The sequence below is a fragment of the Acinetobacter lwoffii genome (assembly GCF_024129735.1).
GTDB lineage: Bacteria > Pseudomonadota > Gammaproteobacteria > Pseudomonadales > Moraxellaceae > Acinetobacter > Acinetobacter lwoffii_H.
Map to the genome: position 1 here is coordinate 37,378 of NZ_JAMXXK010000014.1, position 26,194 is coordinate 63,571.

30 protein-coding genes are annotated in these 26,194 nt (G+C 41.9%); 2 read left to right on the forward strand and 28 right to left on the reverse strand.

Annotation, left to right across the window (positions count from 1 at the left end; genetic code table 11):
- Positions 1-22 precede the first annotated feature (22 nt).
- The 9 genes from yjgA to mazG all read right to left on the reverse strand — a co-directional run bounded on the left by yjgA (position 23) and on the right by mazG (position 6,693).
- Positions 23-556 (reverse strand): ribosome biogenesis factor YjgA, encoded by a 534-nt coding sequence (gene yjgA, locus NI469_RS05930; protein ID WP_004278333.1) that lies wholly within the window; start codon positions 554-556, stop codon positions 23-25.
- Between the two features lie 2 nt (positions 557-558).
- Positions 559-828: an HPr family phosphocarrier protein gene (locus tag NI469_RS05935; protein WP_016806787.1), complete on the reverse strand. Its 270-nt coding sequence runs from the start codon at positions 826-828 to the stop codon at positions 559-561.
- Positions 825-1,676: an RNase adapter RapZ gene (rapZ, locus tag NI469_RS05940; RefSeq protein WP_004278335.1), complete on the reverse strand. Its 852-nt coding sequence runs from the start codon at positions 1,674-1,676 to the stop codon at positions 825-827. The genes NI469_RS05935 and rapZ overlap by 4 nt, the downstream gene beginning before the upstream one ends.
- 18 nt (positions 1,677-1,694) lie before the next feature.
- A complete protein-coding gene (panC, locus tag NI469_RS05945; RefSeq protein WP_004647479.1) occupies positions 1,695-2,543 on the reverse strand; it encodes a pantoate--beta-alanine ligase in 849 nt (282 codons plus the stop codon).
- 1 nt (position 2,544) lies between these two features.
- Positions 2,545-3,354 carry a 3-methyl-2-oxobutanoate hydroxymethyltransferase gene (gene panB / locus NI469_RS05950; protein ID WP_004278337.1) on the reverse strand — a complete coding sequence of 270 codons (810 nt, stop codon included), beginning with the start codon at positions 3,352-3,354 and terminating at the stop codon, positions 2,545-2,547.
- Positions 3,355-3,407: 53 nt separating this feature from the next.
- Positions 3,408-3,893, reverse strand: a complete 486-nt coding sequence (folK, locus tag NI469_RS05955; RefSeq protein WP_253173468.1) for a 2-amino-4-hydroxy-6-hydroxymethyldihydropteridine diphosphokinase — start codon at positions 3,891-3,893, stop codon at positions 3,408-3,410.
- Complete coding sequence (gene pcnB / locus NI469_RS05960) at positions 3,890-5,362, reverse strand: polynucleotide adenylyltransferase PcnB (protein WP_044109978.1); 1,473 nt, start codon at positions 5,360-5,362, stop codon at positions 3,890-3,892. The genes folK and pcnB overlap by 4 nt, the downstream gene beginning before the upstream one ends.
- A 136-nt stretch (positions 5,363-5,498) precedes the next feature.
- Complete coding sequence (locus tag NI469_RS05965) at positions 5,499-5,921, reverse strand: ComEA family DNA-binding protein (RefSeq protein ID WP_071850424.1); 423 nt, start codon at positions 5,919-5,921, stop codon at positions 5,499-5,501.
- The gene (mazG, locus tag NI469_RS05970) at positions 5,881-6,693 is read right to left on the reverse strand and encodes a nucleoside triphosphate pyrophosphohydrolase (RefSeq protein ID WP_071850425.1); all 813 of its coding nucleotides are present in this window, start codon (positions 6,691-6,693) and stop codon (positions 5,881-5,883) included. Before mazG ends, NI469_RS05965 begins: the two co-directional genes overlap by 41 nt.
- A 92-nt stretch (positions 6,694-6,785) precedes the next feature.
- Here mazG and NI469_RS05975 point away from each other — a divergent pair, with 92 nt between their 5' ends.
- The gene (locus tag NI469_RS05975; protein WP_071850426.1) at positions 6,786-7,556 is read left to right on the forward strand and encodes an SDR family oxidoreductase; all 771 of its coding nucleotides are present in this window, start codon (positions 6,786-6,788) and stop codon (positions 7,554-7,556) included.
- 23 nt (positions 7,557-7,579) lie between these two features.
- On the opposite strand, the gene NI469_RS05980 is transcribed toward NI469_RS05975, so the two are convergent.
- The 17 genes from NI469_RS05980 to NI469_RS06060 all read right to left on the reverse strand — a co-directional run bounded on the left by NI469_RS05980 (position 7,580) and on the right by NI469_RS06060 (position 24,276).
- Positions 7,580-8,224: a 4'-phosphopantetheinyl transferase family protein gene (locus NI469_RS05980; RefSeq protein ID WP_253173469.1), complete on the reverse strand. Its 645-nt coding sequence runs from the start codon at positions 8,222-8,224 to the stop codon at positions 7,580-7,582.
- 140 nt (positions 8,225-8,364) lie between these two features.
- On the reverse strand, positions 8,365-9,774 hold the full coding sequence (gene der / locus NI469_RS05985; RefSeq protein WP_004278348.1) for a ribosome biogenesis GTPase Der: 1,410 nt from the start codon (positions 9,772-9,774) through the stop codon (positions 8,365-8,367).
- Between the two features lie 168 nt (positions 9,775-9,942).
- Positions 9,943-11,091, reverse strand: a complete 1,149-nt coding sequence (gene bamB / locus NI469_RS05990; protein ID WP_004733039.1) for an outer membrane protein assembly factor BamB — start codon at positions 11,089-11,091, stop codon at positions 9,943-9,945.
- Complete coding sequence (locus NI469_RS05995; protein WP_004278352.1) at positions 11,088-11,786, reverse strand: YfgM family protein; 699 nt, start codon at positions 11,784-11,786, stop codon at positions 11,088-11,090. Before NI469_RS05995 ends, bamB begins: the two co-directional genes overlap by 4 nt.
- 30 nt (positions 11,787-11,816) lie before the next feature.
- Entirely contained in the window at positions 11,817-13,112 is a 1,296-nt protein-coding gene (hisS, locus tag NI469_RS06000) for a histidine--tRNA ligase (protein WP_085064517.1), read from the reverse strand.
- 3 nt (positions 13,113-13,115) lie between these two features.
- Entirely contained in the window at positions 13,116-14,237 is a 1,122-nt protein-coding gene (gene ispG, locus NI469_RS06005) for a flavodoxin-dependent (E)-4-hydroxy-3-methylbut-2-enyl-diphosphate synthase (protein WP_004278355.1), read from the reverse strand.
- A 23-nt stretch (positions 14,238-14,260) separates the two neighbouring features.
- Positions 14,261-15,052 (reverse strand): helix-turn-helix domain-containing protein, encoded by a 792-nt coding sequence (locus NI469_RS06010; RefSeq protein ID WP_004647463.1) that lies wholly within the window; start codon positions 15,050-15,052, stop codon positions 14,261-14,263.
- A complete protein-coding gene (gene pilW, locus NI469_RS06015; protein WP_005103248.1) occupies positions 15,043-15,843 on the reverse strand; it encodes a type IV pilus biogenesis/stability protein PilW in 801 nt (266 codons plus the stop codon). The genes NI469_RS06010 and pilW overlap by 10 nt, the downstream gene beginning before the upstream one ends.
- A 14-nt stretch (positions 15,844-15,857) precedes the next feature.
- Positions 15,858-17,093 (reverse strand): dual-specificity RNA methyltransferase RlmN, encoded by a 1,236-nt coding sequence (rlmN, locus tag NI469_RS06020; protein WP_253146958.1) that lies wholly within the window; start codon positions 17,091-17,093, stop codon positions 15,858-15,860.
- 122 nt (positions 17,094-17,215) lie between these two features.
- The gene (gene ndk, locus NI469_RS06025; protein WP_004647460.1) at positions 17,216-17,647 is read right to left on the reverse strand and encodes a nucleoside-diphosphate kinase; all 432 of its coding nucleotides are present in this window, start codon (positions 17,645-17,647) and stop codon (positions 17,216-17,218) included.
- 110 nt (positions 17,648-17,757) lie between these two features.
- The gene (iscX, locus tag NI469_RS06030) at positions 17,758-17,958 is read right to left on the reverse strand and encodes a Fe-S cluster assembly protein IscX (RefSeq protein WP_004278360.1); all 201 of its coding nucleotides are present in this window, start codon (positions 17,956-17,958) and stop codon (positions 17,758-17,760) included.
- 87 nt (positions 17,959-18,045) lie between these two features.
- On the reverse strand, positions 18,046-18,597 hold the full coding sequence (locus NI469_RS06035) for a phosphatase PAP2 family protein (RefSeq protein ID WP_005107877.1): 552 nt from the start codon (positions 18,595-18,597) through the stop codon (positions 18,046-18,048).
- A 20-nt stretch (positions 18,598-18,617) separates the two neighbouring features.
- Complete coding sequence (locus NI469_RS06040) at positions 18,618-19,898, reverse strand: glycosyltransferase family 4 protein (RefSeq protein ID WP_253174604.1); 1,281 nt, start codon at positions 19,896-19,898, stop codon at positions 18,618-18,620.
- Positions 19,899-20,166: 268 nt separating this feature from the next.
- The gene (locus NI469_RS06045; protein WP_004647457.1) at positions 20,167-20,583 is read right to left on the reverse strand and encodes a hypothetical protein; all 417 of its coding nucleotides are present in this window, start codon (positions 20,581-20,583) and stop codon (positions 20,167-20,169) included.
- A 13-nt stretch (positions 20,584-20,596) separates the two neighbouring features.
- The gene (locus NI469_RS06050) at positions 20,597-22,930 is read right to left on the reverse strand and encodes a fimbria/pilus outer membrane usher protein (RefSeq protein WP_114541314.1); all 2,334 of its coding nucleotides are present in this window, start codon (positions 22,928-22,930) and stop codon (positions 20,597-20,599) included.
- 22 nt (positions 22,931-22,952) lie between these two features.
- Positions 22,953-23,657: a fimbrial biogenesis chaperone gene (locus NI469_RS06055; RefSeq protein ID WP_253146954.1), complete on the reverse strand. Its 705-nt coding sequence runs from the start codon at positions 23,655-23,657 to the stop codon at positions 22,953-22,955.
- A 76-nt stretch (positions 23,658-23,733) separates the two neighbouring features.
- Positions 23,734-24,276: a hypothetical protein gene (locus tag NI469_RS06060; protein WP_253174605.1), complete on the reverse strand. Its 543-nt coding sequence runs from the start codon at positions 24,274-24,276 to the stop codon at positions 23,734-23,736.
- 711 nt (positions 24,277-24,987) lie between these two features.
- Between NI469_RS06060 and NI469_RS15975 the strand changes: the two genes are divergently transcribed.
- A complete protein-coding gene (locus tag NI469_RS15975; RefSeq protein WP_016807076.1) occupies positions 24,988-25,212 on the forward strand; it encodes a helix-turn-helix domain-containing protein in 225 nt (74 codons plus the stop codon).
- A gap of 30 nt (positions 25,213-25,242) precedes the next feature.
- Here the strand turns inward: NI469_RS15975 and NI469_RS06065 are convergent, their stop codons facing one another.
- Entirely contained in the window at positions 25,243-25,863 is a 621-nt protein-coding gene (locus tag NI469_RS06065) for a DUF2971 domain-containing protein (protein ID WP_044109953.1), read from the reverse strand.
- On the reverse strand, positions 25,841-26,092 hold the full coding sequence (locus tag NI469_RS06070; protein WP_004647452.1) for a hypothetical protein: 252 nt from the start codon (positions 26,090-26,092) through the stop codon (positions 25,841-25,843). The genes NI469_RS06065 and NI469_RS06070 overlap by 23 nt, the downstream gene beginning before the upstream one ends.
- Positions 26,093-26,194: the final 102 nt, after the last annotated feature.

A 26,194-nucleotide genomic window follows, 5' to 3' on the forward strand; every position in this document is an offset into this window, starting at 1 on the left:
GACCGCCTTTTTACATGGCTGCTTAATTGTCAGAAATCAACGCCACTTGCTGTACATAGTTAAACAGCTTTAATTTAGAAGCATTCACTTCTTCTTCAGGTGCTTGATTCTTTAAATCACGGTGTACCCGAAGATAATGTTGACGTAAGGTATGACGCTCTGTCGCATTATAGGTTTTGGTAAATTCATTGATGGCTGGATCACCATCTTTGACAATTCGATCCACCCAACGCTGTAATTGAGCTGTCTTTTTAAGACCTTGTTTAGGTGTTAAATAAGACAAAATTACCGTTTCATTTTCATTGCGTAATAATTTACCAATCCGTGAAAATTGACGGCGACGTGCTTCATGCGAACTAATTGCCTGCACATCAAGTAAGGCGTCAATCAAACGCTCATCTACGGGTAGGTTTTTAATTTGTTTAGCGCTCAGCTCTGCAAGCTGCGCACCTAAAGCAGCCATACGCTGGACTGCTTTTTTCTGTTCGGTCTTACTTGCGCGTCCCTCTAAAGAATCAAAATCTTCTTCAGTTAAACTGTTCGGTCGACGTGCCACGATTAATCTGCCTCATAAAATTTTGCTGCAAATAGTGCCTGAATTTCAGATAAGGCTTTGTCCTCGTCTGCTCCTTCAATCACTAAGCGTAAAGTTGTTCCTTTGCCTGCACCAAGCATGAGCAATGACATGATATTTTTGGCATCTACCAATTTGTCAGCCTTGCCAATCCGAATACTGGAACGAAATTTGGTGGTAACTTCTATCAGTTTACCAGATGCGCGTGCATGTAAACCCAATTTATTAATTACGTCAACTGTCGTATCAATCATGACCAGTGCTTCATTTCTCGATGGAGGACTTGAATAGACCATTTTGCCTCAAGGGCTTTTTTTAGTCTATCCACAATATAAACAGAACGATGCTGACCACCGGTACAACCTATCGACACGGTCATATAATGACGATGCCCTTCGGCAAAGGTCGGCAACCACTTGTCCAGAAAATGATACAGATCATTGAACATGTCCTCGACCTGATCGCTCTTTTGTAAAAACGCCTGCACCGGCTGATCTAGCCCTGAAAATTTGCGCAGTTCCAGTTCCCAATGCGGATTTGGCAAATGCCGGACATCAAAGACATAATCGGCATCCAGTGGAATGCCATGCTTATAACCAAAGGATTGCAGAATCAGGATCAGGTTATCGGCCTGTCCCAGCTTGGACAATAAGGTATGTTTCAGGTCATGTACGCTTTTATCGGTAGTATCGATATGAACTGTAGAACGCAACTGAATCGGCATCAACAGGATTTTTTCTTCCTGAATGCATTGATTCAGACTTTTAAAGCGTGACGCCAGAGGATGCGGCCGACGCGAAGCACTAAAGCGGGCAATCAGCTCCTGATCCTGCGTGGTCAGATAGATAATATCGACCGAACCATGCTGTTGCAGCTGCTCAAATACATGATCAAATTCTTGTAAATCTGCCCGGGTACTGCGCACATCGACGCCCAGCGCCAACTGTTCCAGATTATTTTCACTGTCCAGTTTGGCCACGATTTCGGGAAGCAATGCCAAAGGCAGATTATCAATACAGTAATAACCCAGATCTTCAAGCACCTGTAATGCAGATGATTTCCCCGAACCAGATTGTCCCGTGACGATTAAAATGCGCTTCATGCATGCTACCCTTTCATCTTAGCCGGCAGTGTATTTAACCTGCAGGTTATCGATCAGACGTGTATTCCCCAACTTTGCAGCTATAAATAACACAAGATCTTGATTAAACGTATGAATTTTTTGTAATTCTGGAGTTCTGGCTTCAATATAATCCACTACAAATCCAGCATCGGTTAAAGTCTGGCGAAGCTCCGCCAATACCGTATCCAGTTCCACGCCTGCCTGTAATTGCTGTTCAGCCTTTTGCAAGCTTTGATAAATGACCGGTGCGATTGCACGATGCTCTTCGCTTAAATAACCATTGCGCGAACTTAAAGCCAGGCCATCTTCTGCACGGGCAATCGGCACACCAATTACTTCCAGTGGAATATTCAGATCTTGTACAAACTGACGAATGACCGCCAATTGCTGATAATCTTTCTGGCCAAAGAAGGCGTAATTCGGCTGTACGATGTTAAACAATTTAGTCACCACCACCGCCACACCATCAAAATGACCGGGACGCTGTAAACCACATAAATCATTGGTAATGTCAGAAACACTGATATTGGTCAGACGCGGTTTTTTACCATACATTTGCTCAACCGTCGGCGCAAAAACGATGTCACAACCGACCTCTGCCAAAAGCTGCTGGTCCTGCTCAAGCGTGCGCGGATAGCTGTCAAAATCTTCATTGGGTCCAAACTGGATCGGATTGACAAAGATACTGACCACCACCACATCACACAACTTACGCGCTTCACGCACCAAGTTTAAATGTCCCTGATGCAGATTGCCCATGGTCGGTACAAAACCAATAATCTTGCGACTGGTACGCGCCGGATTTAATGATGCCGCTAAGCCCTGAATGGTGGTTTCTGTTTTCATCTTACAATTCAACCTGAAAAGTTTGTTCTGGTGCCGGGAAAGATCCATCTAAAACTGCAGCATGATAAGCTTTAAAAGCATCTAGAATGGCGGTCGCACCCGATTGTTCTTGCATAAAATTACGTACAAATTTTGCAGTGTGGCCAAAGGTCAGACCCAACATATCCTGTACCACTAGCACCTGGCCGTCTGTAGCTGCACCTGCACCAATGCCAATGACCGGAATCTGCGGAAACAGTTCGGTGATTTCCTGGCCAAGCTGTGCTGGTACGCATTCAAGTAGCAATAGTGCAGCACCCGCCTCGACCACTGCCTTACAGTCCGCAATGAGCTGATCGGCCGCTTCACGGGTACGGGCTTGCAGTTTATAACCGCCAAAGACATGTACCGACTGCGGAGTAAGACCCAAATGCACACACACCGGAATACCGTTACGGGTCAGCACTTGCACGGTTTCTGCCAACCATGCACCGCCTTCCATCTTGACCATTTGCGCGCCAGCCTGCATCACGGTTTTCGAGCTTTGCAAGGCATCATTCAAGGTGGCATAGCTCATAAATGGCAAGTCAGTCATGATAAAGGCATGCTGGTTACCACGGCGTACCGCAGCCGTATGATAAGCCATATCTGCAACCGTAACCGGCAAAGTCGAATCACGGCCCTGAATTGACATTCCCAGAGAATCGCCAATTAAAATGCTGTCCACTTCGGCAATTTCCATGGCTTTGGCCATACTGGCATCATAGCAAGTCAGACATGAAAATTTGCGTCCATCTGCTTTAAAGCGTCTTAAATCACTCAGACTGACCATGAAAATGTTCCTCTATGCTTGAAAGTTCTGACGAAGCTACCATCACTTAAAAATTAAATATTTGCCCAGTTGCTGTCATCGAGTACCGCGAGGGTCGACTGTTTAACGATGTCTAGGTCTTTTAATCTGTGTCCATGAACCTGTATTTCAGGATCAATATCCAGAAGTGGAAGCAGGACAAAATCACGTTCTAATACACCAACATGCGGCACAGTTAAGCGTTCATTTTGAATCTGCTCATTGCCGTAGAGCAGCAAGTCCAGATCCAGCGTACGTTCGCCCCAATGACGTAAACGTACCCGACCGGCGTCGTGCTCAAAGGCTTGCAGACGATCTAGCAAGCTTAAAGCGGCCAGATCGGTATTTAACTGCACCACTGCATTCAGATAGTTTGGCTGATCCTGTGGTCCCATCGGTGGACTTTGATACAGATGCGAAGTTTTCACCTGCCCCAAGGTCGCCAGTTTCTGTACAGCTTCTGCCAGAATCTGGCGTGAATCACCCAGGTTACTGCCCAGGCCAATATACGTCACGATCATTGTGTTGGCCCAAATACCACCTGACTCAGATCACGTTTCACCCGCTTACGTTTCATAATCGGATGATCTGCGCCAATTTCACCGCTGGCACTGGCTGCTACATGCGACAGAGGTTTCACCTTGTCTTCAAACTTGGCTTTGCGCACTCGACGATTGCGTGGTTCAGGTTCATTTACCAACGGTTCGATCTCGGTGAGATCTTGCTGCTGGGTCAATTTCTGTTCCAGATGTTCTTCTTGACTCGCCTTGCGACGGCTCTTGGCACGCTGACGGTTATACTGGCTAATGGCCCGTTCTTTCTCGTCACCGCTCATTTGCTGGTAAGCATCCCACCAGCTGCCCATGCCTTGTGCAGTTGCATCGCCTGATTTTTCACGCAGCAGCAAAAAGTCAAAGCCGGCACGGAAACGCGCATGGCTGGACAAGGCCTCGATTTGCTGTGGTTTTGGATTCAACAAACGGGTTTGCATTTCCCAGACTTCACGAATAAAGGTTTCCGCAAAACGTGGAATAATGGTACGAGTCGCCTGACGTTTTAACACGTCCAGACCAGCTTGGGCACGAGCTTCGGCGGCTACCACGCCTTTATTTAGATAGAATTCACAACGCTCGAGGAATGGCTGCCACAACAATACCGCATAGAAAAAGGCCGGGTTGATGGTCTTGCCGATAGAAATACGCTGATCGGTATTTTTCGCAGCGCGTTCCATAAATGGCGTAATTTCAGGCTTGATATCTGCAAATAACTGCTGCCAGATCCCAAAATCGATCAGCATTGGCAAGACACGATTCAGGTGTCCCATGGTAAACAGTTTCTGTGATTCATCATAAAGTCGATGTGGAGAAACATCACGCAGCAACTGGGTCATTTCCGGCGTAAAGACATCCAGAATCGCTTCATCAATATTAAAGTTCAGCTTGGCGGCAAAACGTAGGGTTCGCAGCATCCGCACTGGATCTTCTTCAAATCTTAAAGTCGGATCACCGAGTAAGCGTAAGGTTTTGCTATGGATATCATCCACTGCATTGCAGAAATCCAGCACAATGCCTTTACGTGGCTGGTAATACATTGCATTGATGGAGAAATCACGACGGGCAAAATCCTGCTCGATGCTGCCCCAGTTGTTATCACGCAGAATCATTCCCGCGGCCGAGGTCACTGCTTTTTTTGGTGGTGCACGGAAGGTTGCCACTTCAACCAGTTCCCGCCCTGAATAGACATGCGCCAGTTCGAAACGTCGTCCGATAATTCGACAACGTCGTCCGAAAACTTCCTTGACCTGAGCCGGGGTTGCATTGGTAACTGCATCGAAATCTTTAGGATTCAAACCTAACATCAGATCTCGAACACCACCACCCACGATATAAGCTTCATAGCCTGCCTTGTTTAAGGCATCAATCACATCGAGAATATAAGAAGGTAATTGAGCGGTTGATAAACCACATTTTGACGCGCGCAAAGTTTGCAAAAGACGCTGTCTCCTACGTCTGAACGTAAAATTCTAAGATGACGCTAATCATATCGCTTACACGCCTAAAGGGCAATTTGATTATGTCAATCCTGCGAGTCAAATCAATCAGCTAGTCATGATCCATGCTGTCGCCTTACAAGGCCAATTTGGCCTTGTTTTTGGCAAACAATGCCGGCCCAATGCCTTTGACCAGCTGGATCTCTTCAATGCTTTTGAATTTTCCGTTTTTTTGCCGATGTTCAATAATGGCTTCAGCCTTTTTTTGACCAATACCATTTAGCTGCTGTAATTGCTCCACTGTTGCATTATTCAAACTGATTTTATTAGCAGCGGAAGATGCCGATAATGCAGGCTTCGCCAGATAGTGATTGCTTTCCGATGAAGCCGTAGCGGCAGTTTTTTTCTTCAGGCGGGCGTCATGTTGCTGTTGCTGGGTCTTCCATTCCATATAATCGGTCGCAGTCGCATGCGCTGTTCCGATAAAAATAAAGCCCAGCCAGCAACTCAGAAGAAGATTAATCCACGTTCGACCGATTTGATAAGGTATTTTTTTCATGTGCCGCTCTTTGTTTTAATTCTAATTTAGCCTGTTCCCACAGCTGATCAAGTTCAGCCAATGACAGCTTTTCCAGGTCTAATTGTTGTAATTGTGCCTGATCTTCTATTAAGGCAAAGCGGGTCCGGAATTTATGGATCGTCCCCAATAATGCCATCTCGCTGGAAATGCCAAGTTTACGACCAACATTCACCAGAGAAAATAAGCAGTCGCCAAATTCTTCCTGTATTTCATCGGAATTTTGTCCAGCTACCGCTTCTTTTAATTCAGCCAGCTCCTCTTCCAGCTTGGCATAGGCACTGGCCATGTCAGGAAAATCAAAACCGATTTTAGCGACATTTTTTTGAATTTCATCGGCCTGTACCAAAGCCGGTGCATGTTTAATATCATCCAGGCGTGAACGCGGCTTACCCTGCTTTTCTTGCTGTTTGATTTCTTTCCATAGCTCAGACACATCTTCCGGACTCATTTTTGCAAATTGTTCAGCCTGAAATACATGTGGATGACGACGAATCAGTTTCTCGGTAATAGCCTGCACCACATCCTGAAAATCAAATGCCCCCTGCTCGCTATACATTTGCGACTGGAACACCACCTGTAACAGCAAATCACCCAGCTCATCGCGGACATCGTCGACTTTTCCAGAGCGGACTGCTGCTTCGACTTCATAAGCTTCCTCAATCGCATATTTGGTCAGCGATTCGGGAGTTTGCTGCTGATCCCATGGGCATTTTTCACGTAATTCGCGCATGACCTGAAGTAGTTGTTCCATTTTCAAAAACCTCTTTTTTTACCAAATAATCGCGTCAATCTGCCGGTTTCTTGTTATGCTCAAAAAAAAAAGACAATAAGGAGATCAAACACATGCACAGTATATTGATTAGTGGGGCAGCACAAGGAATTGGGGCAGCAACCGCCCAGTTATTTTACCAGCACGGCTATAAAGTCGGTATTTATGATATCAATACAGCACAGGCTGAACAGCTGGCCCAGCAACTGGGCGAACATGCCAAAGCCGGCTTTCTCGATGTGGCCGATTATGCTTCCTGGGAAACAGCCTTGTCTGAATTTTCGGCCTGGGCGGGGAAAATCAATATTCTGGTCAATAATGCCGGGATTTTATATTCAGGCCCTTTTGAAGAAACTGATATTATGGCGCATCATCGGACTCTGGATATTAATGTTAAAGGAGTCATGAACGGCTGTCATGCCGCTTTCCCTTATTTAAAAGAATCTTCATTTGCCCGCATCATCAATCTATCTTCAGCTTCGGCGATTTATGGCCAAGCCGATTTAAGCAGTTATTCCACCAGCAAGTTTGCAGTGCGTGGCCTGACTGAAAGTCTGGATATTGAGTGGCAACCCTATGGGATTCGAGTCTTGGATGTTATGCCGCTTTTCGTCAGTACCGCCATGGTCAAAGATATGCAGGCAGAAAGCATCAAAAAGATGGGCGTGCATTTAAAAGCAGAAGATGTTGCACAAGATATTCTTAAACTGGCAGAACTCAAAGATTCCATCTGGCAAGCCACCCATCATCCTGTCGGATTCAAAAGCCAGTTTTTATTTCATTTATCGCGGATGAGTCCACAATTTGTGAATCGGCTGAGTAATCTGATCATTTCTAGAAAATAAAAAATATTTGGGTTGATTCTGTTTTAGACAGTGTGATGAATCTGGATCACAGGAAATCTCAATCCCTTGCAGGAATCCTCACTTTGCCAGGCCACGGTGAGCATGCAGCCAGCAAGCGTATAATTTTGATAGGCATAGATGCCAATCTCTGGATGTTCGCAGCGCCCACCATTTTGCTCAGGATGGATATTGGTATTGAGCTCATTCAGGTTGATCCGGATTCCCAAGCCTGATGCCTTTAACACGGCCTCTTTAATCGTCCAGACTTTAAACCAGTATTCAGGGTCATAAGCCAGCGTTTGCCAAGTTTTGAGTTCTTCGGGATGAAAGGCGTGCTGTGCCAAGGCTTCGAAACGAACCTTACGACTCAGTTCTTCAATATCAATTCCTAAGTTTTGGACATCTCTGCTCGTTGCCAGGACGTAGAAATTCTGACTATGGCTATGATTGAAACTGAAATCCGGATAGTCGTTTAAATAAGGCTTGCCAAAATTCGTCCGTACCACCTGTTGATCACTAACTGGCAATTCAAAAGATTGGGATAAAAGCTGATTGCGCAAAAATGCCACTTCGCGTTTCCGTTCGGCAATCTGGGTTTTGCGGTCTGACAATTGATCACAAGTCAGATCAGAGAGTTGATGCAGATGTATTTGAATCAGCCGAGCCACGTGAATCCATTAAAAAAGATGTCAATTGATTTGAGTGTAAAAGAATTTAAACTTTTATTGGGAAAGAAATTTATTATTTTCTCAAAATAAAAAAGCCCGCTTTACGCAGGCCTTTTATCCAAAAAATTTAAACTATAGAATTAACGTTTAAATTTCTTCTCGGCTTTCTTGAATTTCTGTACATAACGACGTTTACGTGCAGCTGCACGCTCATCCACTTGAGACTTACGACCTTCAAACGGGTTTTCAGAGGTTTTAAATTCGATTTTAATGGGCGTACCTTCAAGCTTGTACACTTTACGGAACACGTTTTCCAGGTAACGGCGATAATCCGCAGGGGTTTTATCCACCTTGTTTCCGTGAATCACGATCGTTGGCGGATTCTGCCCACCCATATGCGCATAACGCATTTTAATACGACGACCCTGAACCATCGGCGGTTGGTGGGCATCTGTCGCATCATTTAAAATCTGGGTGATTTTTGCTGGTGACACTTTCAAACGAGATGAATCATAAGCACGGTGAATCGATGGATAAAGATCACCCACACCCGTTCCATGCAATGCAGAAATCAAATGCACTTTGGCCCATGGAATGAAATCGAAGCGACGCTCTACATCGAGCTTACATTGCTTACGATCATATTCAGTCATGTTATCCCATTTATTGACTGCAATGACCATGGCACGACCCGCTTCAAGTGCATAGCCAATCAAATGCAAGTCCTGCTCAACAATACCATCACGCGCATCAACCACAACAACAATTACGTTAGCATCTTTCATTGCCTGTAAAGTTTTAACGATCGAGAATTTCTCAATCATTTCATCAACTTTACCTTTACGGCGCACCCCGGCAGTATCAATCAGGGTGTATTGACGGCCATCACGCTCGAATGGAATATAAATCGAGTCACGTGTTGTACCCGGCTGGTCAAATGCCACCACACGTTCTTCACCGAGCAAGCGGTTCACCAACGTTGATTTACCTACGTTTGGACGACCAATAATCGCTAAACGCAGACCCGTGTTTTTGTCATGTTCTTCCGGATTTTCATCTTCCGGTACATCGGCAAGTACGTCTTCCAGCATCTGCTGAACACCACGACCATGGCTGGCTGCCACTTGTAGCGGTTCGCCCATACCCAGTTTGTAGAATTCGACCAAGGCAGCTTCAGCATGTACGCCGTCGACCTTGTTGGCCACCAGAAAGACTTTTTTACCTAAAGTACGCAATTCACGGGCAATCTGCTCATCAGATGCCAGCAATCCGGCACGCGCATCAACCACAAAAATGATGATGTCAGCTTCATGAATGGCAGTCTTGGATTGCTCTGCCATATAGGAGTCAATCCCACCTTCATTTTCGCCAATACCGCCGGTATCGACCACAATGAAAGATTTATTTTGATAGGTAGCATCGCCATATTTACGGTCGCGTGTCAGACCTGCGAAGTCTGCCACCAATGCGTCACGGCTCTTGGTAATCTGGTTGAACAGCGTTGATTTTCCGACGTTCGGACGACCAATGAGCGCAATTACGGGTTTCATAGAGTAACCTTTATTCAATATCAGGCGTCAAAGTGGCCTGAACATCAGAAAGCATAGGAAGATATAAGGGGTAAATACCCTAAATAAAAACACGGGGCATTGATTTTTCAATCACCCCGCGTTCACAAAAATACGGTTGTGGCTAGTTTAGCATAAGGCTCGTTAAAATTAACGGTTCTGCCAAATGCTTAATGCGCCCTTGCGTGTAGAAACATAAAGCTGGTTGTCGATGACTCGTAAGCTACGCACTTCCCCAGAGGTTTTCGAACGACCAGTAATCTGTCCGGTACGCGGATCAATCAGGTGCAAGACACCATCCAGATCGCCGACTACAAGATCAGTACCTAGCATCACCGGATTACTTAACTTGCGATTCAGCAACTGGTCATTTTCCCAAAGCGGTTGACCCGAGGTAATTTCAAAGGCTTTGATTTTGCCATCGGTTTGCGCCACAAATACACCATTGCCCACAACTTCTGGACGCTGGATACTGCTGGCATCTTCACTCCAGACCACCTGTTGTGAAGCTAAATCCAGCACAGTCACCTGACCTTGATAACTGGTAGTCACCACAAACTGGCCTGCAACGACCGGTTCCCCGTCAATATCAACCAGACGCTGGATATCAGAACGTCCATCCGACACTGCGACACGACGCTGTAATTTTGGCACACCACTTAAGGCATCCAGTGCATAGATATAAGCATTGGAAGATGCAATCAGTACATTACGGGCATCTAATGCAACCGGTGCAGCCATACCACGCAGGCTGAATTGTACATTAGGTAAGTTATAAGTCCAAACTTGTGCACCCGTCGCAATTTCATGCGCATATACGGTGCCATCATTGCTGACACTAATGACACGACCAGCATGAATTAATGAAGGTGCCAGTAAAGCACCCGTCAATTGCGCAGTCCATTTTTGCTCGCCGGTTTGCTGATCCAGCGCAAACAGCTGACCTTTCTGGTTACCCACGACAACAAGACCTTCAGCAGCTTCAACACCAGAACTTAAATTGTCTTTGCTGACTTTTTTCTGCCACAGACGCTGTTTGCCTTTAAATGCAGACACTTCGCCTTTCGGGTCAATCGCAAAGACCACACCATTGTCTGCATCCAGACGCAAACGCAACGGATCAGCAGCATCTGTCGAAGCCACACTGGTGGAAAATACAGGGACCAGTGTTTTGGCTTGAGTCAGTTTTGGAAGTGGATTCGGTTTTACTTCTGGAACTTTATTGGTTTTACCCGCACAGCCAGCCAATGCAAGCGTTAAAACAGTCAAGGCACAGGTAATTTTGTATTTTCTATTCATTCAGCTTCTTCCGCTTGTGTTTCTATAATTGGGCGTTCGATTTCCGGATCATCGACCAATACGCCTACGCTTTCGAGCTTAATTTGTAAAATCTGACGTTCTTCTTTACGTTCAATCAAAGCATCCCATGCACTTTGATATACTTTTTTCGCATTTTCAATATCATTTTTGGCAACATAAATATCGCCACGTGCTTCATCAGCAGTTGCTTTAAATGCAGGCTCAGTGACTGCTTCTAAAGTTTTCAATGCAGCATCATATTTTTTCTGTGCCAGTTGTGCATAGGCCAGACGAAGTTTGACTACCTGAACTAGCCCTTTATCATCTACCTTCGAGTTTTCAACTTTCTGTAGCGCTTTCTCGGCCGCAGCATAATCTTCTTTGTCATAAGCCAGTTTAGCCATCACCAACTGGGTCTGAATCGCCTGAGCTGAATCAGGTGCTTCCTTGACAATCTTGTCCGCAGCTTCAGACAACTTGGCAAAACCATCACCTTTCGATGCCTGCGCATCATCCATCAACTGCTGAACCTTGGCAGTGTGCATTTGCGACTCTGCCAAGTTTTTCTTCTGCCAATATTCCCATCCAAAAAAGGCAATCAGCGCAATTAAAATCCCGGTAATCATCGAAGAACCATATTTCTTCGTAAAGGATTTTAAGCTTTCAAACTGTTCATCACCACTCATTGCGCTCATGAGATTACCCTTTTCCTAATGTTTTATCGATTATTTTGAAGAAATTTTAGTACTAAAAAATGCAACGAAGTCCGTAAATGGTACATTCGATTGCTCTGCGGTTGCCAGCTCTTTCACAGTAAACGCCTGAGCTTCCAGTTCACGTTCACCCAAAATCGCCGCATACAAAGCACCGGCTTGATCAGCCTTTTTCATTTGCGATTTCATTGAACCCTGTGAGCCTACTTTCAGACGAACCTGACTGCCTGCTGCTTCAAGCTGATCACGGATCTGCTCCGCAATGACCAAAGCTTTACCTTGAGAAGCCGGTTCAGCCACCAGGAAAACCTCACAATCACGTGTCGGGGTATTGTCTTCAACCTGTTCCAGCAGAAGCAATAAACGCTCGATCCCCATAGCAAAACCGACCGCAGGGACAGACTGATCTGCCTTTCCTTTAAGTTGACCCACTAGACCGTCATAACGGCCACCGGCACAAACTGTACCTTGTGAACCCAAATGGGTTGTGGTCCATTCAAAAACAGTTTTGTTGTAATAGTCCAGACCACGTACCAGTTTTTGATTGATCACAAAACTGATGCCTGCATCGGTCAAGTACTGTTGTAGCTGGGTAAAATGCGCCAGCGTTTCTTCACCCATAAAATCATGAAGTTTCGGTGCATTTTCCAAGATGCTTTGTGTTTTGGCATCTTTAGAATCTAGAATACGCAGTGGATTGGTGGTTAAACGACGTTGTGAATCTTCATCCATATCCGCTTTATGCGACTCCAGAAATTCAACCAGTGCCGCACGATATGCTGCACGCTCATCCGACTCACCGAGTGTATTTAACTCAAGCTGAACCTTGTCTGCCACACCCATACGTTTCCACAGACGCGCCGTCATCAGAATCAGTTCAGCATCCATATCTGGCGTTGCCACACCAAAGGTTTCCACACCAAACTGGTGAAACTGACGGTAACGACCTTTTTGCGGTTTTTCATAACGGAACATGGGTCCGATATACCAGACGCGAGGCGTCGCACCGCGCAGCAGGTTATGCTCTAGCATGGCACGTACACAACCTGCCGTCCCTTCAGGACGCAAAGTCAACGATTCAGGCGGATTACCCTTGTCGAGGAAGGTATACATTTCTTTTTCAACGATATCGGTTGCATCACCGATCGAACGTTTGAACAAGTTGGTCTGTTCTACGATAGGCAAACGAATTTGTTGATAGCCATAGGCATCCATCAAACCGGATAGATGCTGTTCAAGACGTCTCCAAGCTGGGGTTTGCGTTGGGAGAATGTCATTAAAACCTTTGATTGCGACGATTGAACTCATGATCTACTCAGGAAAACTTGTACGAATAATTTCTTTAGATTTAGCTTCTTCAAGCTCGGTAACACGTTGACGAACCATGGTTTCGATTTCATCAACCAATTGATTCGTGTCAATTAAATGGCTCTTTTCACCATTACGGTATACTAGTGAACGTGGTGCTGCACCTACAACACCAATATCCGCTTCTTTGGCTTCGCCCGGCCCATTCACCTTACACCCGATCACGGACACATCCATTGGAGTACGAATATCTTCTAAACGCTCTTCAAGTTGCTGCATCACCGAAATCACATTAAATTCCTGACGTGAACAGCTTGGGCAGGCAATGAAGTTAATCCCGTTGGAGCGCAGACCCAGCGATTTCAGAATATCAAAACCAATTTTAATTTCTTCTTCAGGCTCGGCAGCTAAGGAAATACGCATGGTATCCCCGATGCCTTCCATCAGCAGGCCACCCAAAGCGATCGCAGATTTAACCGAACCGGTACGGTAAATACCTGCTTCTGTGACACCCAGATGGAGCGGATTATCAATTTGCTGTGACAGCAAACGATACGCATCCATGGTCAGAAACACATTCGATGCTTTGACTGAAATTTTAAATTCCTGGAAATCCAGACGGTCTAGAATATCGATATGACGCATTGCAGATTCAAGCAGTGCTTGACCAGTCGGCTCGCCATATTTCTTTTGAATATCTTTTTCCAGGGAGCCGGCATTGACACCGATCCGCATGGAAATGTCGTTATGACGTGCCGCGGCCACCACTTCACGGATTTTCGCTTCCGAACCGATATTGCCCGGGTTAATCCGCAGGCAGTCTGCACCCAAATCGGCAACTGCCAAAGCAATTTTATAATCGAAGTGAATATCCGCCACCAAAGGTACATTGACCTGCTTGCGAATTTCACCAAATGCCGCCGCCGCTTCCATGGTAGGCACAGAAACCCGCATGATGTCCGCGCCTGCATCGACGCAGCGCTGGATCTGAGCAACCGTAGCTGCTACATCACAGGTTTCAGTATTGGTCATCGACTGGATACTGATTGGTGCATCACCACCCACATAAACTGAACCCACACGAATTTTACGTGTTGGACGACGTTTAATTGGATTTACGATCATCGTTCTGCTCTACTCTTGATCTGTTAAGGTGATAAACGGAATTCTGCTTTTCCGTTCACAGTGTAGGGTGACAATGAAATATTTTCATTATTTAAACTGAGTGATACAGCCGATGCATCATCCAGACGAATCTGGAATGGCGCTTCACCATTCAGTTGCAAGCTCGATGCCTGACGGCCAGTTGCCAGAACATTACCCGCCGAGTCGACAATATGCACCGAAGTCGGACGGTTAAAATCAAGCTTCAGCTGATCACCGGAAAGTGCGGCACCTGTATCCAGATTCAGAATCTCGACATTAGAAGCGCCTACTCCAGAGACTTCACTGCTATTTTGGGAATTACTACTCGACCAGTTCTGAATCATGGCAAACAGTGCGCCCAAAATCAGCAAAAGTACCAGCGTAATAAAAATGCGCTTTAACCACTTACGATTACGGTCACGCTTGGAACCTGGTAATTTCCCCATAATTTTAATTGGAGAATTGTTCAGGGCATGGTTCGGCAGCAGCCCGGTATCATTGGTATAAATTTCATCAAAACGCTGAATAATACTAGACGCATCTACACCCAGAAATTTGGCATAAGTCCGGTAATAACCTTTGATAAAGGTCGCTTCAGGCAAAGACTTATATTCGTCCTGTTCCAGTGCAGTCAGGGTTTTGACCGGGATGTTCAGCTCTTTCGCTACATCTTCCAGATTGCGCTGCTGATTGATACGAATCTGGCGCAAGTACTCGCCCGGACGTTGAATATTTCCTAACGCATTTGGAGCTACGCTCGAATGATTCGATGGTGAATTAGGATTTACTTCCATACGGCCTCAGTACTGTACTGTAATTGCAAATAACGTTGGTATTCCTGGCTTTCAGGAAAAAGTGCACGTAACTGGTTGACCAATACCTGCATACCCAACTGATCACCCCCGGCACGCGCAGTGCGAATGCCGACCCAGAGCGCACGGGCACCCTGATTTTTCTGTCCCACACCACGCACAAACTGTTGATACATTTGTGTCGCCGCCGGGAACTGCTGGTTCAAATAAAATATTTCTGCCAACTCTAACATTGAAATATAAGAATCGCGATTGGCTTGCAGCGCCTGTTTGAATGATTTTTCAGCATTTGCTGTATCACCCAGTTTCAGGTAAATCCGCCCCATATTTTCCAATGCACGGAATCGCTGATCATAACCCAACGTGGCACCAGCAATTTGAAACTGCTCGATCGCATCATTATAGCGTTCAAGCTGATATAAATAAGTGCCGTAATTATTTCGCGCCTGTGCATTTTTCGGATCTGCCGAAATCGCACGCTTGAAATAATGATCTGCTTTTTCGAGATTAAGCTTGCTACCTTCCTGCTGCAATAGCACGCCCATCATCATATTCGCTTGAGAATCACGCGGACTGCTTTCAAGTGCCTGATCCAGCGCACGTTTAGCTGCATCCAGGTCACCTGTTCTCAAATATTCTACCGCCAATTGGGTACGGACTTTGGTGGCCTTTTCAGGGTCTTTCTGACCCAGATCTGGCGTCTGACACGCGACTAAAACCAAAGACACACATACTGTTGAAATCAAAGCAAACTTAGATGTTAGATTTCTCAACTGGCGACCTCTTATTATCCTTGTGAGCGCATGATCTCATTCGATTGCGCAATTTTCTTTTTCCACTGTTCCGCACGACGGGTGCGGTCAGCAACTTGTCCGACTAACTGTCCGCACGCGGCATCAATGTCATCACCGCGTGTCTGACGAATCGTACACACAAAACCGGCATCAGACAAAGTTTTTTGGAAAGAAATAATCCGGTTGCGGCTTGAGCGGCCATATGGCGCATGCGGGAACGGATTAAAAGGAATCAAATTAATCTTGCTTGGCAAATTCTTCAATAGCTTAATCATTTGCTGAGCATGTTCAGGATGGTCATTCACGCCATCTAACATCACATATTCAATCGTCACATGTTTACGTGAACTTTCATTCCCGTCTTTGGCAATGTAACGCTGACATGCATCAATCAGCTGCTCAAGCGGATATTTTTTATTGATCGGCACCAGCTCGTTACGCAGTTCATCATTTGGCGCATGCAATGAAATAGCTAGCGCCACGTCAATATCTTTGACCATCTGATCGATTTTCGGCACTACACCAGAAGTCGATAAAGTCACACGACGTTTTGACATGCCGTATGCAAAGTCATCCAGCATAATGCGCATTGAATTCAATACTGCATCGTAGTTGAGCAATGGCTCGCCCATGCCCATCATCACCACGTTCGTGACTGAACGTTCACGCTCAAGTACAGGCACATCTTCCATATAGGAATAGTTCGCCATCCAGAGCTGACCGATAATTTCGGCTTGGGTCAAATCGCGCTGAAAACCCTGTTTACCCGTCGAACAGAATGAACAGTCCAGTGCACAGCCCACTTGTGAAGAAATACACAAAGTACGACGTAAACCACTGCGATGTTCAGCAGGAATCAGTACCGTTTCAACAAGAGAACCTTCGCCATCACCAACACGGAATACCCATTTACGGGTTCCATCTTTGGAATAGTTTTTATGCACTACTTCCGGTGCTTTAATTTCACAAATCTTTTCCAGTTTTTCACGTAGTTTGCCGGAAATATTGGTCATTTCAGCAAAATCAGTCACAAAAAATTGGTGAATCCATTTCATCACCTGCCCGGCACGAAACTTCTTCTCACCCATGTCCTCAAAGAATTTTTCCATTTGCGGACGTGACATGCCAAGTAAATTCACTTTCTCGACAGTATTTGCCTGTGCTGGAGCGGATGGAGTGTGTTGCTGTGGCTCAGAAACTGCTGATACAGCGACTGCTTCAGTACTCATGTGTATTACCTAAACCATGTCTAAAGATGAAAGGAGAAGCTCAATATGTGAGCAAAGAATTATTCAGAGAATAAAAAAACCAGATAAGTATAATAACACTTATCTGGCTTGAATACTGCGAATTAACGAGTACGTGGAGCAATCTCAGTTTGAGCGAAGAAGTAGTTAACTTCACGATCAGCAGATGCTACAGAGTCAGAACCGTGAGCAGCGTTTTCATCAATGCTTACAGCGAAATCTGCACGGATAGTACCAGGAGCAGCTTCTTTAGGATTCGTCGCGCCAAGGATGTCACGGTGAGCAAGAACAGCATTTTCGCCTTCAAGAACTGAAACAACCACTGGACCAGAAGTCATGAATGCAACTAGGTCAGCAAAGAAACCACGTTCTTTGTGCTCAGCATAGAAGCCTTCAGCTTCAGCTTGAGTCAAATGTTTCATTTTAGTTGCAACAATTTGAAGACCAGCTTTCTCGAAACGAGCAAAGATGTCGCCGATGTGGTTTTTAGCAACTGCGTCTGGTTTAACGATAGATAAAGTACGTTCGATAGCCATGATAGGCTCCTTAAGTCAATTGTTGACATGAAAATTTGGCGCATTATACCGAGATAATGCGCATTTTTCTGCTTTTCATCTGTAAAAAAATGCTTTTTTAAGATGAGGGCTTAGCGTGCCTCATCAATCCATGCCATTTGAATCGCTTCAAGCAGACCTTCAGTCGACTTGGTTGGATCATCTTCAAATTCAGGCAAAGCACATACCCAGGCATGTAAATCAGTAAAACGAATCCACTGCGGGTCCACATCTGGATGCGCTTCATAGAGTTCAATCGCGATATCGAGAGTGTCAGTCCAACGTAAACCCATCTCTATTTCTCACCATAATTGCTTTGATGCTGTACTTTAACAAATCTGTGAAAATCTGCGAGCCTTTGCTCCGGCTTTCACTTATTTTTACAGCACAATATTCAGATAAGGTGCGGTCAGGACAATGGCAATTGCCATCATGCCACCCAGAATTGCGCCAACTGCCACATCACTTGGATAATGTAATCCCAACACCATTCGGGACACTGCGACCAGAATCGTAAAAGGCAACATCAGCATGAGTAATAAAGGTGCGACATAACCTAAAACGGTGGTTGCCATGACGGCATGCAAGGTATGTCCCGAAGGAAAACTGAAATGATCCAGTGGATGCTCACCCAAACGGATCACCTGATGCACCTGATAAGGACGTGGCCGTACGGTTTTGATTTTAAGCACCTTGTAAATAATGGTACCAATAGTGCTTCCCAAAATCAGATAAACAATCTGCACGGTATAGATCAAGCCTTGCATGATCCAAACCAATATCAGCATGAAATACCAAAATGCACCATTTCCTAAGCGGCTAATCATTTTAAAAAAAGTGGCAATACGGACTGAATGCGAAAAATGATTCAGATAAACACAGCCTTTCAAATCGATTTCTAAAAATTTAATCTTTACATTCTGGAGTTTCACACTGGTGCTCCTTTCTTGTTTTATATCCTGTATTCCTGTTGCTGTACCAGTGAATACAGTGCCTGTTCAAATTGCCGGACCGGATATTGCCAGCCTACTTTTTCGGCTTTTTTACGTGCTTGCGCACCCATCTGCTGCAATTTTTGCTGATCAGGAAATCCGAGCATCTGCTGGATCAACCCCTGCTGATGTCCAAGTCTACTCAACCATCCCGTTTCACCATGCTGCACATGCAAGTTTGCACAAGCATAATCATAAGCAATCACTGGCAAGCCACTGGCCATCGCTTCCAATACCACATTTCCAAAGGTTTCAACCTGACTGGCAAAACAGAAGACATCTGCACTGGCATACGCCGCTGACAGTTTTTCTCCTGTCAAGCTACCGGTAAAAACAATACTGCCATCCTGATTCAGTTGTTGCAGTCGAGTGCGATCCGGCCCATCTCCAACCACCACCAAACGTATATCTTGCTGACGAACTTGGCGCAGCACAAAATAGGTTTTGATCAGCACGTCAATTTCCTTTTCAGGGGAAAGCCGTCCGACATACAACATCACCCGGGTCTCGTTTGAAACTCCCCAAGCATAGCGCAAATCTGGTGATCGCCACTTTGGTGAAAATGTATCTGGATCGACGCCTCTGCCCACAACTGCCAAGGGACAAGTCACACCAAACTGATTTAAGGCTTGAGCCGTGCCTCGACTCGGAACACAGGTCAAATCAGTATTATTATGAAACCACTTTAAATAGCCTTGAATTGGCTTCAGTAAAAAAGCCAAATCAAAAAATCGACTAAATTCCTGAAATGACGAGTGAAAACCGCTAGAAACCGGAATTTTATGGAATTTTGCAAGCTGTTGAGCTACCAGACCCAAAGGACCTTCGGTCACGACATGGATAATATCGGGTGTAAAAGTTTCAACAGCTTGATGGATTTTTAAAAATTGCGGCCTACCAAACTGCAAATTACTATATTTAGGAATGCAATGCGCTTTAACTAGACATTCGCTATGCGGCTTAAAATCGTTATAGGCTTGTCGTTGTTCCGGACGAATTAATAAAATCTTATGCCCCTGTTTTTGTAATCCTTTACACAGTTGCAATAAAGCATGGGCAACCCCATTGATTTCAGGAGACCAGGTTTCAGTCACAATGGCTATTTTGAGACGAGGACGAGTCAACTCTTCCAAAGGCAGGGTCATTTTTGTTTTTTGCTGTCGCAACTGTTTTAAGTCAAAGCTAATATTTTGAAGTGCAGACATTTTTTTCGATAACGCTGAGGTGCAGGGCTGTTCCATATCACACCTATGTGATTATATTTTAAGCTAAAGTCTAATGCTTATTTATTGCATTTTAATGATATTACCCCCTTCTCTCATTTTATTCGGAAGTTGATGTACTTATAGAGATATCTAATTAACTTGACTAACAATTAAGAGTAAATTAACTCACCTATTCATAACCATAGCTCATGCCTAAAAAATCCAGTCAGAAAGCTTCAAAATCTGGTTAAAGGACTTAAATAGACCAAAATCCAATTCTCTTTTAAGAGCCAACTAAAAGAATTCAGTAGATAAGATCCACATATAAACTGTCTTTATAAACTCCAGCTGGGGTCAAAGCAGAAGGTTGTTCAGCTAGTTGTACCAATACAATAAATTTACTTAGGCTAGTTGCCGGTTGGGATATCGGCATATTCCAACGGGATGAGGTCGCCCCAGAAATATACATTTGTGTTCTTATTTTATGATTGTGCTCATTAACCAAATAACTACTGCCATTAGTGCTGGTTAAGTTTCTAGAATTAAATTGAATAGCATAACTACTATCACACCTTACGATAAAAGAAGTCGCAGCTTGGCTCAGATAAGAGGAGTTCAATTTGAGTTCTGATGCTGTCGATCGATCAATCTGACAACGTTGGGCATGACTTAGACTGGTTAATAATAGAGAGAACACAAGTACAGTAAATTTAAGTTTCATTATTTTTCATCCTTTATTTACAGATAAGCGTAGATAGTCCGCTTTCTTCTTTTTGATTTTCTGTAACCGTCAATTGTGCAAAGCAAGTTTTAGATTCGGTGCTGATGATTTTAATATTGTAAGTATTTGGAATAAGCCCATATAGAGTGACCGTACCGTTCGATGAGATAGGATAAACCTCCCCACCATCATTATCGATATATAACTCTGAACCAGCTGTGAATTTATGATTATTACTATCTACAGGCAAAATCGTGACCTGTTTTGTATTATATATAGGGAAATTAATAATATACCCCCGCTGATCTAAAGCAGTAAGCCTCTTGGTTGCATAAGGAATCTTATCTTCGACTGGTAATTGATTCTGATCAAAACCAATATCATAATTTACATAAGGAATAATATCATGAACAAAGGTATAGCCTTTCTTATTCGTTTTATCTACTACAGATAAAGACCTTAAAACATCGACATCCTGATAATCTCCCACACTAACAACAGAAAATGCATTATCAACCAACTTGGTAAAATTGAATTTATTATTAAGAAAAACAACCGCACCACGATAGTTTAATTGTGATTCAGACTCATTATCTCCCTCTATATGATAAAAACCTAAATCCCCAACATCTGTTTTCAATCGCCCATTGAAATTATATAGTGTTTCATCTTCGAGTCTATTTACACCTGTTTCATAGTCAAATCCAACCTGATTAGGATTACTTTTTACAAATTGCAATTTAGTTCTTTCATCTGTTGAATGACTAAAATAAACTGCTTTATCATCATCAAAACTATAGCTAAGTGATAAGACAACTCCAGAATCCCGATCATTACCAAATGAGCTAAAATAACTCAAACCTAGGCTTCCCTTCCTACCTAGCCGACGATTAAACCCTAAATTTAAAGTTTTACGATCATTTTGAAAAAATGAAGGAATCTCATCTTCCACGCGTATTTCTTGCTGATGAAAACTCTGGGCAGCATAATTCAAATAAATATTATGCAAGAGAGGAATATTGCTCATTCCCCCATAAATTAAATATTCATACTTAGGATAACTATAAAAATTATCCAGGTCATCACCTAAATATTTAAAATCTCTTTCTGTATATTTCGCACTTGCACCAAGTGAAACTCTTCCGAAATCCTTTGCAGCAGATAATCCATATGAATAATTAAAATTATTAAGTTCATCGTGTGAAGCTTGAACTACACTATCCAAAACCAAATAATGACTAATAGCTTGAGTCCATAGAAAGCCTAAATTTTGCAAGTCTTCGCTATAAGAAAAATTAGAACCAAGTGTTGTCCAATTAGATACCCCATAACGATAATAAAGGTTAGAGAAAAAATTACGATAGTCATTACTTTCTATATTATAGTTATAACGCAACTTTCCTAATGAAACATTATATTCACTAAGATCAGATCTTAATAGCCGATTCGTCACCAGAATAGGAAAACTTTGTACACTCCTATTCCCTAACACATCTTCAACAATAATTTGTGCATTTCCTGCCTGTTGAATTTGTGCACCAGTTTGAAGATTGAAATCACCAGGACTGACTCTTTGGCTATATATACTTACCCCATTAATATACAAATCAACTGTAGAAGGAACACGCGCACTTCCCTGTAAGATTGGAGTATTCCAATAAATAAAATTTGGTCGCTCAGTAAAATTAGTTCCCCAGTTTAAACCGGCAAAACGTAAAGAATTAATTAATGGATTATATACTGTAGTTGTATCTCCTAAAGTAAGCTGAGTCATACTTTTAGGAAATTCAAACTCAATACTAGTACTGAGTCGAGTAAAATACTCATTCAAAGGATGATTATAATATGCTATTGAGTTCTTAAAAATCCAATAGTCTTTAAAGACACCCAGATCTGTCAGGCCGTTATATAAAGAATTCGTTTCTCTGTCTATTTTTGAATTTAAATAGGTAAAATCATAATTTACGAAACCTCCAAAACTGGCTCTCTCTGGCATAGTCTGCAACTGGGAGATCTGTGTACTTGATTTAAACAGTTGGGTAGGTATGGTGAGATTAATTGTTTGCTTAGAGGCATCGAAATTAGATTGAATATTCCGGTCCGAAATAAGACAAAACTCATCCCGAGAAGCCATTTTTGATAATTTAGATATATCAATATCTCGTTCCGACAATATATTGCACTCTATGTAAAAATTATCATCACTTTTTATTAAAATAATATCTATATTATGATCAAGCTCATTTATCCAAAGATTAGCAAAAAATTCATCAGGATTCTGGTTAGCATTAGCATTACATAAGAATAAAATATTAACTAGAATAATTATTTTTCTATTTAACTGCATAATATAATCCTTAATTATAATTTTAATCCATAAGCTTTAACTCTATTTCCTCATGCGACTTATCTGTCATTACTTTAACAAAATAATTACGAGGATTATTTATTTTAACCCCTTCCAACTCATAAAAAATACTCTTATCTTTAAGTACATATTTCATATTATTACTAGTAAAAACTTCTTTCTTATTAGAATCTAAAATTTGTAACTTTGAAATTTGAATATGAGATTCTGCTTTATTTTTAACTACAAGCTTATCATTCTCAATATTAAAATTTAATTTTAAGTTATCTTGCTTTCCAATAAATAATGGCAGGTTAAAATTCATCAAGAAAGTAATAGATGATTCTTTTACAGGTTGAGGTAATTCCTCAATTACAATGCGCCAGGCACCCTCTTCCCGACCATCCAATACAGATACTATTGGACGATTAAAACCAACACGTATAACTTGTTTCCCATTAGGTTTTAAAATAAAATTTCTTGGATTAATTATAAGAGTATCATCCTTCTCCAACACATCTTCACCTTTATCATTTTGATCCCATTTAAATGCTTTCACCTCAAATATCTTTTTTTCTACTTCATTTATAGACTCTAAAGTAAGTGTTGTTGTTTTTTGTTTTTTATCATTAAATATATACATTTGTACTGGATCAATTGCAACATCAGCCTTCCCGCCAGAAAAATAAAAAAAAGATAAAAAAAATAATATAGTTGTTTTTCTCATATTATAATTTTCCATTTAAAAGTATAATGAGGCAACCTAACCCGACATAAATATCAGGTTAGGTTGATTAAATAAATTAGTAGTAAGCTTTAATTAGATAGCGATCGGTATAATTACCTGCTAACTGTGTAGCATCAACTGCAGTATTGGTAACTGCAAGTGTATAATTATCAACTGCTTGACCAGCATGATTTGAATTACCAAATGGAACAGCACCTGCAGCACCTTGTTTAGTCGTCACAATTGTTGTAGCAATTGTTTCAGATGCATCTGTTTCATGTCTAACAAACGTAGTATTATTAGCACCGGCATTTGCAGTTTGTAAATTCAGAACATAAGGGGTATTTGTTGTAATTGAATAATTTGTAGTTTGGGTTCCACCAGCAGCAGATAATACTATTGCATTTCCACCAGTTAAAACACATTTCTTATTAATTTTAAGTGAAATTGGAATTTCTTTTTCACAGCCTAAAGTATTACATTTACTCCAGTCAATGGGTGGTTTAGGAGGATGATAACCACCTCGAGCTGCTTCATCTTCTGCAAAAGATGCCGTAGAACAAGCACCAAGAACTAATGCCGCTAATGCCGCTAATGCCGATTGTGTAATTTTGTTCATGATTTTCTCCATTTCTTTTTAATAAAAGAATATGTATATGTAGTTATTTTAACGATTACGCTGTAACTCTTATTATTATGAGTAAAGTTAAGTAACCGTTAACTTATCTTATTATCTTTGAGCTAAAAATATGCAAAAGTTTATTATTCACAATACTATTCTCTATTTTTGGTTTTTTATTTGTTTTAAAAAATTTAATCCTATACTTATAAAAGGTTAAGACAAAAAATAAATTGATACAATTTAAAAATGTTTCTAACTATGTCAAATAAAAAGAATAAAATAATCTTTAAATTTTATAAAAAACAATTAAACCACTAATTTTATTATTTTTTTATAATTTACCTTAATTTACAAAAAAATAAAACAAAGTTACGAACTTTACAAATAGTTGTAAATTATGCAACTTTATTTAAGAAATGTGTGATTTTGTCGAAACTTTTGCTTTCTTTTTCATACATCAAGACTTTTCTTAGCTATGAAAAACTTTCTAAAAAGCAATAATTAATATAAATTAACTAAAAAAACAATATGTTAATATACAATAATCTTCTTTCATAAATAAAAATTGAACACTATTTTGCTTAATATTCGTCCTCTAATTTTCTTGGCATTCGTGCCTAATTTATGAATGAAACACATCGATTCAAAAAGTTTTCAGAAACACAGTTTAAGCGATATACAGGCATATCATGGTCAACTTTTTATTTAATGGTTGATCAATTGAAGAAACATGTTTTAACTCAAGGCAGACCGCCCAAGTTAAGTATTAAGGATCAGATTCTGCTCTGTCTAAGCTATTGGCGAGAATACCGAACCTTATTTCACGTTACTACGAGTTACGGAGTTTCAGAGCCAACAGCCTCAAGAATTGTAGGTCATGTCGAAGATTGGCTGATCAAGGCTGAACTAATACAATTTATAAAAGAACTCTAATATATGAACCGCTACCACAATTGCAGCTATTTAATCTAAATCAACTGAATTAATAATTTTTCTTTTTAAAGACCATGTTTCTGTATCAACTAAAACAGTGAATAATTCAATATTATTATTCCGACTAAATTCTTTTAACTGTAAAATTTTAGGAACTTTATAACCATCGATTAAATTATCATACTTCCTTCTTTGATCACGATAACTATTTTCCCCAAGATATATCTCAACAAATGCATCTGATGGGATGCTTTTTAAGAATATACTTCTTGAACCAATATATTTTCTTTCCCACTGCTCTCCATCCAACTCAAATCTCTTATCTTCCTTTGAATGATAAGAATGGTATTCCTCACTCCCCAAACATTTCACTACCCTAACCTCCTCTTCATACGCCCAACATAATTGCTTATAAAGAACAGCATGTTTTAGTAATCTCTCATGAGATTTCCACCATATATGATGCTTACTTCCAATTTGCATTAATTGCACGGCATCTATTGAATTAATATGTTGTGGCACTGTATTCACATAAATTATCTCTCCTCTCTGAGCAGGTATCGTATAATTTTCAAAACTTTCTAAACCTGCCTTCTCTGTATCAATCCCGATCACCATTCCTTTATGACTATCTGCATAATGAGACCACATTAAAGGATTTAAGTAAGGGGGCTCGAGTTAAAGACAATACTGCATATTTATTGATAAACCGACTTCTTACAGCTTGCGTTTCTACACCAACATTTACCGTTTCCCCCATTAAAGCTAAAGCCGTCACCTCAAATGGATCATTAAAATCGCGCGTCAAAGAAAAGCCTAAAGCACTTGTTTCTAATATTTTTAAACCAGCATCAAAGCCAACATATTTATATAAAATCATTATTCTTATCCACGCGGATTCAAATCCCAAGTGCGACACATTTGTAGTTAGTTGAAAAAGTTAGGTGTATTAGAATCATTAGACTTTTTCAACTCGCAATTG